9 protein-coding genes and 1 pseudogene are annotated in these 10674 nt (G+C 57.6%); 4 read left to right on the forward strand and 6 right to left on the reverse strand.

The annotated features are described in order from the left end of the window. The first annotated feature begins 48 nt into the window (after positions 1-48). From pepA to R0I78_RS02835, 4 genes are all read left to right on the forward strand, one after another. Entirely contained in the window at positions 49-1560 is a 1512-nt protein-coding gene (gene pepA, locus R0I78_RS02820; RefSeq protein ID WP_317074229.1) for a leucyl aminopeptidase, read from the forward strand. A 1-nt stretch (position 1561) separates the two neighbouring features. Continuing rightward, positions 1562-2005, forward strand: a complete 444-nt coding sequence (locus R0I78_RS02825; RefSeq protein ID WP_317074230.1) for a DNA polymerase III subunit chi — start codon at positions 1562-1564, stop codon at positions 2003-2005. 4 nt (positions 2006-2009) lie between these two features. Further along, the gene (locus R0I78_RS02830) at positions 2010-4862 is read left to right on the forward strand and encodes a valine--tRNA ligase (protein ID WP_317074231.1); all 2853 of its coding nucleotides are present in this window, start codon (positions 2010-2012) and stop codon (positions 4860-4862) included. Between the two features lie 113 nt (positions 4863-4975). Beyond that, on the forward strand, positions 4976-5464 hold the full coding sequence (locus tag R0I78_RS02835; RefSeq protein WP_317074232.1) for a CAP domain-containing protein: 489 nt from the start codon (positions 4976-4978) through the stop codon (positions 5462-5464). An 18-nt stretch (positions 5465-5482) separates the two neighbouring features. Here the strand turns inward: R0I78_RS02835 and R0I78_RS02840 are convergent, their stop codons facing one another. The 6 genes and pseudogenes from R0I78_RS02840 to R0I78_RS02865 form a co-directional block, all read right to left on the reverse strand. Then, positions 5483-5764 carry a glycine zipper 2TM domain-containing protein gene (locus tag R0I78_RS02840; protein ID WP_317074233.1) on the reverse strand — a complete coding sequence of 94 codons (282 nt, stop codon included), beginning with the start codon at positions 5762-5764 and terminating at the stop codon, positions 5483-5485. 55 nt (positions 5765-5819) lie between these two features. Then, positions 5820-6197 (reverse strand): hypothetical protein, encoded by a 378-nt coding sequence (locus R0I78_RS02845; RefSeq protein ID WP_317074234.1) that lies wholly within the window; start codon positions 6195-6197, stop codon positions 5820-5822. Between the two features lie 52 nt (positions 6198-6249). Then, a pseudogene (locus tag R0I78_RS02850) lies at positions 6250-8438 on the reverse strand (DUF6351 family protein). Positions 8439-8502: 64 nt separating this feature from the next. Next, positions 8503-8859, reverse strand: coding sequence for a ribonuclease E inhibitor RraB (gene rraB / locus R0I78_RS02855; protein ID WP_317074235.1), 357 nt, complete (start codon positions 8857-8859; stop codon positions 8503-8505). Next, positions 8856-9605: a 1-acylglycerol-3-phosphate O-acyltransferase gene (locus tag R0I78_RS02860; protein ID WP_317074236.1), complete on the reverse strand. Its 750-nt coding sequence runs from the start codon at positions 9603-9605 to the stop codon at positions 8856-8858. The genes rraB and R0I78_RS02860 overlap by 4 nt, the downstream gene beginning before the upstream one ends. A gap of 65 nt (positions 9606-9670) precedes the next feature. After that, positions 9671-10366: a chemotaxis protein gene (locus R0I78_RS02865; RefSeq protein ID WP_317074237.1), complete on the reverse strand. Its 696-nt coding sequence runs from the start codon at positions 10364-10366 to the stop codon at positions 9671-9673. Positions 10367-10674: the final 308 nt, after the last annotated feature.

The raw sequence follows: 10674 nt of genomic DNA on the forward strand, positions 1-10674 counted from the left end.
TCATTATCGTTCATTCGGCGTCCATTGTCTTCAGGCTCAGGAGAATCCATGGAGTTCAGTGTAAAAAGCGGTAGTCCCGAGAAACAGCGCAGTGCCTGCATTGTAGTAGGTGTGTTTGAACCGCGCCGGCTGTCGCCGGTGGCCGAGCAGCTCGACAAGGTCAGCGACGGTTACCTCAGCTCGCTGCTGCGCCGGGGCGATCTGGAAGGCAAACCTGGCCAGACCCTGCTGCTGCATCAGGTGCCCGGCGTGCTGGGCGAGCGGGTACTGCTGGTGGGCTGCGGCAAAGAGCGTGAGCTGGATGAGCGCCAGTACAAGCAGATTATTCGCAATACCATCAGCACCCTGAATGAGACCGGCTCCATGGAGGCGGTCTGCTTCCTGACCGAGCTGCACGTGAAGGGCCGCGATACCTACTGGAAAGTGCGCCAGGCAGTGGAAACCACCCTGGCCAGCCTGTACACCTTTGATCAGTTCAAAACCAACAAGGCCGAGCCCCGCCGCCCGCTGCGCAAGCTGGTGTTTAACGTTTCCACACGACGGGAGCTGACCATTGGTGAACGCGCCATTGCCCACGGCCAGGCCGTGGCCCGGGGTGTGCGCGTGTGCCGTGATGTAGCCAACATGCCACCCAATGTGTGCAACCCGGCTTACCTGGCCTCGCAGGCGCGCCAGCTGGCTGACGCCTGGGACAACATCAGCACCCGGGTAATTGGTGAAGAAGAAATGGCCGAGCTGGGCATGAACGCCTATCTGGCAGTGGCCCGTGGCTCTCACAACGAAGCCATGATGTCGGTCATTGAATATAAAGGTCATCCGGATCCCGATGCCCGCCCCATTGCGCTGGTGGGTAAAGGTCTCACCTTTGATGCCGGCGGCATTTCACTCAAGCCCGCCGAAGGCATGGATGAAATGAAATACGACATGGGCGGTGCCGCCTCCGTACTGGGCACCATGAATGCCCTGGCCGAGCTGCAGCTGCCGGTGAACGTGGTAGCCATTCTGGCTGGCTGTGAAAACATGCCCGACGGCAATGCCTACCGCCCGGGCGACATTCTCACCACCATGTCGGGCCAGACAGTGGAAGTGCTTAATACCGATGCCGAAGGCCGTCTGGTGCTGTGTGATGCGCTGACCTTTGTGGAACGCTATGAGCCGGAAGCGGTGATCGACGTGGCCACCCTCACCGGTGCCTGTATTATCGCGCTGGGCCACCACACCTCGGGTCTGCTGGCCAACCACAATCCGCTGGCTCACGAGCTGCTTAGCGCCTCCGAACAGGCCGGCGACAAGGCCTGGCGGCTGCCCATGAGCGACGAATACCAGGAGCAGCTGGAAAGTCCCTTTGCTGACATGGCCAACATCGGCGGCCGGCCGGCGGGCACCATTACCGCCGCCTGCTTCCTGAGCCGGTTTACCAAAAAGTACAACTGGGCCCACCTGGATGTGGCCGGCACTGCCTGGCAAAGCGGCAAGAACAAGGGTGCCACCGGCCGGCCGGTGCCGCTGCTGACCCAGTTTTTGCTGAACCGGGCCGGCGCTCTGAACGTCGAAGAATAAAATGAACACCGGCTGTTTTCACCTGTTGACCAACGACGACGATACCCAGCTGCAACAGCTGGTGTGTCGTCTGGCTACCGACTGCTACCGCCAGAATCAGAGCGTGTTTATTTACACCACTGATCAGGCCATGGCCGAAGCCATTGACGAGCGCCTGTGGCAACAGGAGGCCGACAGTTTTGTGGCGCACAACCTGCAGGGCGAAGGCCCGCGGCAGGGTGCGCCCGTGATGATTGGCTGGCAGCCGCCGGCAAACGGCCGTGCCGTATTGATTAACCTGGCGACTGAGGCCCCGGCCTTTGCCCGCCGCTTTGGCCAGCTGCACGACTTTGTACCGGCTTCCGATGCGGGCAAGCAACAGGCCCGGGAGCGTTTCAAGGCCTACCGGCAGGCCGGTTTCGAGCTGACCACAGCGCCGGTACCACCCCACACTCAAGATGTATAACACCATGGAAAAGACTTTTAATCCCAACGCCATTGAGCAGGCCCTATACCAGCAATGGGAAAGCAAGGGCTACTTCAAGCCCCACGGCGATACCAGCAAAGATGCCTACAGCATCATGATTCCGCCGCCCAACGTGACCGGCAGCCTGCATATGGGCCACGCCTTTCAGGATTCCATTATGGATACCCTGATCCGTTACCAGCGCATGCAGGGCAAGAATACCCTGTGGCAGGTAGGCACCGACCACGCCGGCATCGCCACCCAGATGGTGGTGGAACGCAAGATCGCCGCCGAGGAAGGCAAGACCCGCCACGACTACGGCCGTGATGCCTTTATCGACAAGATCTGGGACTGGAAAAAAGAGTCCGGCGGCACCATCACCCAGCAGCTGCGCCGACTCGGTGCTTCAGTAGACTGGGATCGCGAGCGCTTCACCATGGATGACGGCCTGTCCAACGCGGTGAAAGAAGTGTTTGTGCGCCTGTATGAAGACGATCTCATCTACCGCGGCAAGCGTCTGGTGAACTGGGATCCCAAGCTGCACACCGCCATCTCCGATCTGGAAGTGGAAAACAAGGACAAGAAGGGCCACATGTGGCACTTCCGCTATCCGCTGGCCGACGGCGTCAAGACCGCCGATGGCAATGACTACCTGGTGGTGGCCACCACCCGCCCGGAAACCATGCTGGGCGACACCGCGGTGGCAGTGAACCCGGCAGATCCGCGCTATAAAGACTTGATCGGCAAGGAGATCATCCTGCCCATCGTCAACCGCCGTATTCCCATTGTTGGCGACGACCATGCCGACATGGAAAAAGGCACCGGTTGCGTGAAGATCACCCCGGCCCACGACTTCAACGACTACGAAGTGGGCAAGCGTCATCAGTTGCCGATGATCAACGTGCTCACCTTTGACGCCGCCATTCGCAACGAAGCCGAGGTGTTCACCACCACCGGTGAGCTCTCTGATGTCTACAGCCCCGAGCTGCCCGCCACCTATCAGGGTCTGGACCGCTTTGAAGCGCGCAGCGCCGTGGTGGCCGAGCTGGAAACCCTTGGCCTGCTCGACAGCATCAAGGATCACGATCTCACCGTGCCCTACGGCGACCGTGGCGGCGTGGTGATTGAGCCCATGCTCACCGACCAGTGGTACGTGCGCGCCGCTCCCCTGGCCAAGGTGGCCACCGAGGCGGTGGAAAACGGCGACATTCAGTTCGTGCCCAAGCAGTACGAAAACATGTACTTCTCCTGGATGCGCGACATTCAGGACTGGTGTATCTCCCGTCAGCTGTGGTGGGGCCACCGTATTCCCGCCTGGTACGACGAGTCCGGCAAGGTCTACGTGGGTAGAGATGAAGCCGAAGTGCGCGCCGCCCATAACCTGGGCGATGACGTGGTGCTGAGCCAGGACGACGATGTGCTCGACACCTGGTTCAGCTCGGCGCTGTGGACCTTCTCCACCCTGGGCTGGCCGGAAAAAACCCCGGAGCTGGCCACCTTCCATCCGTCCAGCGTGCTGGTCACCGGCTTTGACATCATCTTCTTCTGGGTGGCGCGCATGATCATGATGACCATGCACTTCATCAAGGACGACAACGGCAAGCCCCAGGTGCCGTTCAAGACCGTTTACGTCACAGGCCTGATCCGCGACGAGAACGGCGACAAGATGTCCAAGTCCAAGGGCAACGTGCTCGATCCCCTCGACATGATCGACGGTATCGATCTGGAGTCGCTGGTCACCAAGCGCACCGGTAACATGATGCAGCCCCAGCTGGCCGCCAAGATCGAGAAGCGCACCCGCAAGGAGTTTGCCGACGGCATCGAGCCCCACGGTACCGACGCCCTGCGCTTTACCCTGTGCGCTATGGCTTCAACCGGCCGCGACATCAACTGGGACATGAAGCGCCTCGACGGCTACCGCAACTTCTGCAACAAGCTGTGGAATGCGTCCCGCTACGTGCTGATGAACACCGAAGAGCAGGACTGCGGTCAGAGCGATGGTGAGCTGCAATACTCGCTGGCAGATCGCTGGATCCGCGCCCAACTGCAGGCCACCATCGCCGATGTGCGCCAGGCGCTGGACGACTACCGTTTCGACCGCGCCGCCAGTGCCCTGTATGAGTTTATCTGGAACCAGTTCTGTGACTGGTATCTGGAACTGACCAAACCGGTACTGTGGCACGGCAGCGAGGCCGAGCAGCGCGCCACCCGCAAGACCCTGATTGAGGTGCTGGAAACCCTGCTGCGTCTGGCCCACCCAATCATGCCCTATATCACCGAGGAGATCTGGCAGCGGGTAGCTCCCTTGGCCGGCCGTGGTGGCGACAGCATCATGCTGGCCGCCTACCCCGAGGTGAACACCGCCGAGCAGGACCCGCAGGCCATGGCCGATCTGGAATGGGTGAAGCGCTTTATCGTGTCCATTCGCAACCTGCGCGCCGAGATGAACATTCCTCCCGGCCAGGCCTTGAGCGTGCTGCTGCGCCCGGCCGGCGACGATGCCCGCCGCGCCACCGACAACGACGCCTTCCTCAAGGCCATGGCCAAGCTGGACAGCATCACCCTGCTGGCCGGCGACGAGGAAGCGCCGGTGTCCACCAAGCAGCTGATTGGCGACACCGAGCTGCTGCTGCCGATGGCGGGCCTTATCGATAAGGACGCGGAGCTTTCGCGCCTTGAGAAAGAGCTGGGCAAGATCCAGGGCGAAATCAAGCGGCTGGAAGGCAAGCTGAACAACGCCGGTTTCGTGGCCAAGGCCCCCGCCGAGGTGGTGGCCAAGGAGCAGGAAAAACTGGCCGACTACCAGGCCACCCTGGCCAAGCTGCAGCAACAGCGCGAGCAAATCGCCAGCCTGTAATTCTGGCTATTCAGTAGTGAAGAACAGCCCCGGCAAACGCCGGGGCTTTTTTGTGGCGCTTCTCGCCCCGCGCCCTTACTCTGAAAACAGCAGGTTCACCAAGGAGTAACCCCATGAGACGGCATCATTTGATCTGGCTGGCATGGCTGCTGGCCGGCACAACCAGTGCGCAGACTGCCGGCATCAAACAGGCCTTGCTCAAGGCCCATAACCGCATTCGTGCCGAGGTGGGTGCCGCGCCGCTGACCTGGTCAGCCCGGGCCGAGCAACAGGCGGCCAGCTGGGCACAAGTGCTGAGCGGGCGCTGCGAACTCGAGCACAGCCGGGGTTCAGGTTTTGGTGAAAACCTGTTTATGGGAACACTGGGGTTCTATAACGAGCTGGACGGAGTGAAGAGTTGGGAAGAAGAAAAGCGGTATTATTCGGGCCAGCCGCTGACACGGGAGCTAGTGCCCAGAGTGGGGCATTACACTCAAATGGTCTGGCCCGCCACGCGGGAGCTGGGCTGTGCCACCAGTACCTGCAATAACATCATGATACTGGTGTGCAATTACTATCCGCCGGGCAACTACCTGGGCGAGCCCGCCTGGCAGGCCCGGTAAAAAGAGGACAAGGCCGGGTTATTTACCGGTCTGGTTACCGATTACGCCTCCCACTACGGCACCACCTATGGTGCCAACAGCACTGCCGTCGGTCAGGACTGAGCCGGCTACACCACCCACACCAGCACCAATGGCGGTGTTGCGGTCACGGGTAGACATATTGGCGCAGGCGGACAAGCCTACCAGCAAAACCACTGCTGCCACACCCGCTTTTACTTTGCCATGAATCGCCATTTTCATTACCTCTGTGTTTTGCTGCAGACCTGAATGCCTGCTCTCACCATTCAGTGTATGCAGCATTGCCTGCCACCGACAGGGCTAAACAGTAGCCATGTGCAAAGCCCTGTCGCAGCATTCAGGTGGCCAGCCACAGCAGGCGCACCACCGCCACGTTGGCCATGCTCACCAGCATCAGAAAACTGACGTAGGTCATCACCAGATAACGAAAATAGTTGTGCCGGCTGTGCTGGATCAGCCCCAGCTTTTCCTGATGGGCCCGGTGAGCCCGCACTATTTTGCCGAACAGGGTCAGCTCAAAGTGCATCAGCACCAGACTGATCAGGCTGAGCACAGTGCCCAGCAGCGGCGCTATCAGGATCCAGCCCTTGAGCACCTGGGTGATCTCGGGCTTGAGGTAGGGCACGGATCCTAACAACACCACCGCTATGGTGATTTGAAACAGCTTCTGCCAGATATGATCATGGCGGTATTTATATTCATCCCATAGCATCATATGGGGATCAGGCGGTGGATACATTCAGGCACTCCAGCAAAGGTTTGTGCCACTATAGCATGGCCTTGAGTCCCATCTCTTCGTCCGCAGGCCGGCCAGCATCGCCACGCTCATAATCACAGACGCCGTCCGGAAACACTACCTTCAGCATCACCATATAAGGTCGCATATCCAGCGTACCATAAATCCCCCGGCTGACCGCCAGCTCCACCGGAATACGCTCACACTGGAACAGTTCACCGGTCAGGGGAGCGCCGGCTACATGACGGGGTGAACGAAACGCCGGATAACGCTGCAGACAGACCCCCGTGTTGCTGTTACCACGCCAGGCTCCGTTCCATACCTCGCTGCCTTCGGCAATCAGCTCGCCGCTGTTGGTCCAGCAGGTATCCTGAGCGCTGGCAGGCCGTTGCCCCGTGTTCAGCCACTCGTCCAGCACAACAAAGGCCTTGTCGCTGGGATTAAAGGGCTTGCCGCTTTGCCAGATCACCATGTTGTCGGCATTGCCTTTAGCGGCCTGCATGCGCAACCATACCGACTGAGTGGCATAGGAATGGTGCATATCGAGCTCGGGGTCGAGATAGTGACGCACGTCGATCACCGGAATATCAATATTGCCAAGAAACACATGGCCTGAACGATAAGCAGCGGCAATGGCATCGGGGTTGCCCTGACTGCGGGGAGCTACCTTGACCATGTCGGTCCGGTTGCGCTCAAACACCCACAGCGGCACCGGGCTGCCGGGGGTTTTACGCATATTGTGATCACTCCAGATGGATACCCCGGCCAGGCTGTCGTCACCGGTCAGTACCCAGAGCTTTTCCTGCACCATGTCGGCGGGCGGCTTCCAGCTGCCGATATTGGCATTGAGATGAAAGAACTCGGCCGGGGTGATATCACCCCGCTTCAGGGCCGCCAGACCATATTGCACCCCGGTGTTGTCATGAGTGCGATTGGCATAGCCGTGTTCGTCCACACCATAGACATGGGCCAGATCGTGCCAGTGACTGAAGCGCTCGTTGGCGGCGATGGCCGGTGAATAATGATGGGCCCGGTGAGAATAGTGCGGATTGTTGGTTAACGGTGCCAGCCCCCGCCAGCTTTTGGAGCACTCGGTCGCGCCCTTGGGCAGGCCCGGTAAGCGCAGGCCAAAGCCGGCAATGCGTGCCCAGCGATAGTACTTCTTGAACTCGTGCTCTACCTCACTGCTGGCCGACACGCCCATCACCAGACTGCGATTTTCCTGTACCCGCCAACGCTTGTTGTTGCGGGCGGTCACATCAAAGTAATATTCAAGCAGCTCGCAATCCAGGGCCCAGATACTCTGAGTGATCATATCCGGGTAGCTGTATTGAGGAATAAGGGCATCAAGCAGACCCGGCTTGTTCTGAGCAATCAGATATTGCTGCACGGCACCACCGGAGCCGCCAGCCACATATTGTAGTGGTTGCTGGTCACGTTACCGCTGGAGCCCGCCAGGGCATAGCCCTGAGCCAGCTGGGCTACCAGCCGGCTGCCCACCCGATTCAGGCTCATTTTACCCTGACGTTTGCCGATGCCGACGCCGCCCTTGAAATGATAAATCAGCTTGTTGTTCCAGTAGTGGCTGTGAGTACGGGTAACAGGGTCGGCAGGATTGGCCAGCATGGCGAGCATATACACAAAGCGGTTAATGGTGCCCCGCTCCACGCGAAGCACAAAGGGAATACGTTTTCCATCGCGCTCCACCCAATCCATGTCTTTGGGAAAGCCATCTTTGGGCAACTCGCGGAAGTCGTTCTTGTCCTTGATTTTATAGAAGTAGTCCAGGCGCGTATTGAGCAGGCAGTCTTTGCTGTGTCCCAGCAGCCTTTGCTTGTTCTTGACGCCGTTTTCTTCGGCATACACTGGCGTGCCTATGCCGTTCTGATTATCCACCAGCGGCTGGCCCAGATCCGACTCTTCGGTATTGCAGGCAAAGGGATATTGCAGTGGCCCCAGAGAGTGGTCTGTTGGCCCCGTTTTGCCGATTGGCACCGGAAACTCAAAAGCAGACAAATCCAGCTGGATCAGGGAGGCGTGAGAACCACGATAGGGTGGACGCGGGCTGCTCGGCTCATAGCCGGAGGGCAGTTTTTCAACCACTACATCAGGGGGATCCGGCAGCAGATGACGGCCCAGATGAGCCTCAATTTTACTACAGCCGGAAAGCAGAAAAAGAGAAGAGACAAGCAGCAATAGCGCAGCGCGGTGAATAAACATGGCACTCTCCTTGATCCATGTATATATGGATCAAGCTTAGACGAGCCTCGACTGCGCTGCCGTTTTACTCCTCGTCGTCCTCTTCAAAGTAGGTGCCCCAGCCGTCGTAATCAACGCCATACTTTTCGGCAATGGGCAGCAACTCTTCTATTTGCTGCATGATTTGCTCTTCATCCAGAGCACTGTCGGCCACGGCATCAAAACATAACAATGTCTGACCTCGTTCCAGCGTCAGCTCTTCAGCATCAGTTACCTCATAGCCGGCCTTAAAACAATCTACTGCGGCTTTTTCCAGCCTGGCAAAGTTCTGCCCGGAAAAGTGATGCTCAATGGTATATTCGGCATCGGGGTGACTACCGTCATTCAGCAAAGATTCGATTATGTCACGGGTTTCGGCCCGCCAGTCAGTGTTTTGGCTCATGATTCGACTCCGGGTTGCGTAAGGGATTCGGGGCGACGGGCTTCACCGTCCAGGCGCTCAATGCGCTCGGCAATCTGCTTGCGGCTGAGCTTGAGCAAGTCACGCAACTGGGTTGGTTCATACTCGCTCACATCAATGGGCGGCATAATGTCGATCAATACTTCGCCATTGTCCCAGCGATTCAGATCCACCTGGCCAAAGTAGCTGGAGCAGGCAACGGGCACAACCGGAACCTGAGCCTGCAGCGCAATATGAAAGGCACCGGTTTTAAAGGGCAGCAGGCCTTTGCCTTTGCTGCGGGTACCTTCAGGGAACATCCAGATCGACATTTTTCGGCTACGGATCTTGTCCACTACCTTGCTGATGGTGCTCGCTGCTTTCGCTCTGTTTTCCCGGTTGATCAGCAGGTTACCGCTAAGCCAGAACAACTGACCAAACAAGGGGATCCAGAACAGGCTGTTTTTGCCAATGGCCACAGTGCGCGGCGACAGCACCCCAGGATGGGTAATGATGTCCCAGTTGGTCTGGTGATTGGCAATAAAAATAGCCGAATCCAGCGTTTTTACATGCTCACGGCCACGAATTTTAACCTTGAGCCCCACCAGCGGACAGGCCAGGTGAAACAAGCGGCCAAGCAAAAACACATTGTTCGGATGCCGGGGGCGGACCAGGCACAACAGGGTTCCCAGCACAAACACGACAACCATGGCCAGTCCCAGCAACAGTATCCGCAACAGCTTTAACATGAACAATCCTCGCAATTTGAGACACGGCAGTATACTGACCGCGTTTCAAGTGAACAAGAGCGACCTCAGGACCCGGCCTTTACACCCGGCATTGACGCCGTCACCCGGCTTCTGCTCTGCCTGATGTTTTGCAGCAGCAGCAGCAGGGTTATCGATACCAGCAGCAGAATGGCAAACATGATGAACATCAGTATTTGAGTATTAAAAGCCTGCTTGCGCTCCACCTCCAGGCTGGTGCGGTCAAGCACCAGACGGCTGAATTGACTCACTGAGTCGCTGACCAGTTTGCTGTATCTGTCGTAATCGGTATTAAATACTTTCAGACGGGCCTGATGAACGCTTCCTGTTGCCATTAAACGAAGTGCTTCTTCCTCCAGGCGGAAGAGCGTAGAGGTGGCCTGACGGGCACGCTCCAGCGCCTCTCTTTCTTCCGTGGTTAACATCATGCTGTTAATGCGCTGATCATCGGATTCCAGCCTGCCACTCTCCCTCACGGTACGACCTTCAACCACTGCCAGCGTATGGTGATACATCGACAACGCATGCTCGGAGCCGGTATAGACATAATTTCTGATCCTAGCGCTGAGCTGTCCCGACAATATGCTCATCTGAGCAGCTGTCTCCAGATATTCAAAGCGCCGCTCCTGAGTATCTTCGATGCTTTTTTGTGAAGTCCATAATAAAGAAAGGGACATTAACCCTGATAATAACAATATCGATACGACAAAAAGCATCGCAACAGACGCTGTTTTTTGTTGCATGTGTGCCTCTTTTATCCCGTATTATTTTTATTTGTCTATTTAGCCGTGAAATTATCAGTCAACTTTCTCTCTGGTTATACCGCTTTTATCAAAAAAGTGAATATTCAGACACAGCCTCTTTCCGAGGATTAAAAATCAGATTAAAACTTCAAAAAAATAAACATTACAAATAACGAGTAGGGTGAGGCGTTACCGCCTCATCCCTCTCACAGAACCGTACGTACGGACCTCGTATACGGCTCATGCCTGCTTTTATTCAGCCTGCGGGCTGAACACATACCCTGTCCTGACATCTTCAAGATTGACCA

This window comes from Oceanimonas sp. CAM02, assembly GCF_032842915.1.
Lineage (GTDB): Bacteria > Pseudomonadota > Gammaproteobacteria > Enterobacterales > Aeromonadaceae > Oceanimonas > Oceanimonas smirnovii.

Coding starts and splice junctions, on each gene's coding strand:
- pepA (WP_317074229.1), top strand. CDS start 49: ATGGAGTTCAGTGTAAAAAGCGGTAGTCCCGAGAAACAGCGCAGTGCC.
- R0I78_RS02825 (WP_317074230.1), top strand. CDS start 1,562: ATGAACACCGGCTGTTTTCACCTGTTGACCAACGACGACGATACCCAG.
- R0I78_RS02860 (WP_317074236.1), bottom strand. CDS start 9,605: ATGTTAAAGCTGTTGCGGATACTGTTGCTGGGACTGGCCATGGTTGTC.
- R0I78_RS02840 (WP_317074233.1), bottom strand. CDS start 5,764: ATGCTGCATACACTGAATGGTGAGAGCAGGCATTCAGGTCTGCAGCAA.
- rraB (WP_317074235.1), bottom strand. CDS start 8,859: ATGAGCCAAAACACTGACTGGCGGGCCGAAACCCGTGACATAATCGAA.
- R0I78_RS02835 (WP_317074232.1), top strand. CDS start 4,976: ATGAGACGGCATCATTTGATCTGGCTGGCATGGCTGCTGGCCGGCACA.
- R0I78_RS02830 (WP_317074231.1), top strand. CDS start 2,010: ATGGAAAAGACTTTTAATCCCAACGCCATTGAGCAGGCCCTATACCAG.
- R0I78_RS02845 (WP_317074234.1), bottom strand. CDS start 6,197: ATGATGCTATGGGATGAATATAAATACCGCCATGATCATATCTGGCAG.
- R0I78_RS02865 (WP_317074237.1), bottom strand. CDS start 10,366: ATGCAACAAAAAACAGCGTCTGTTGCGATGCTTTTTGTCGTATCGATA.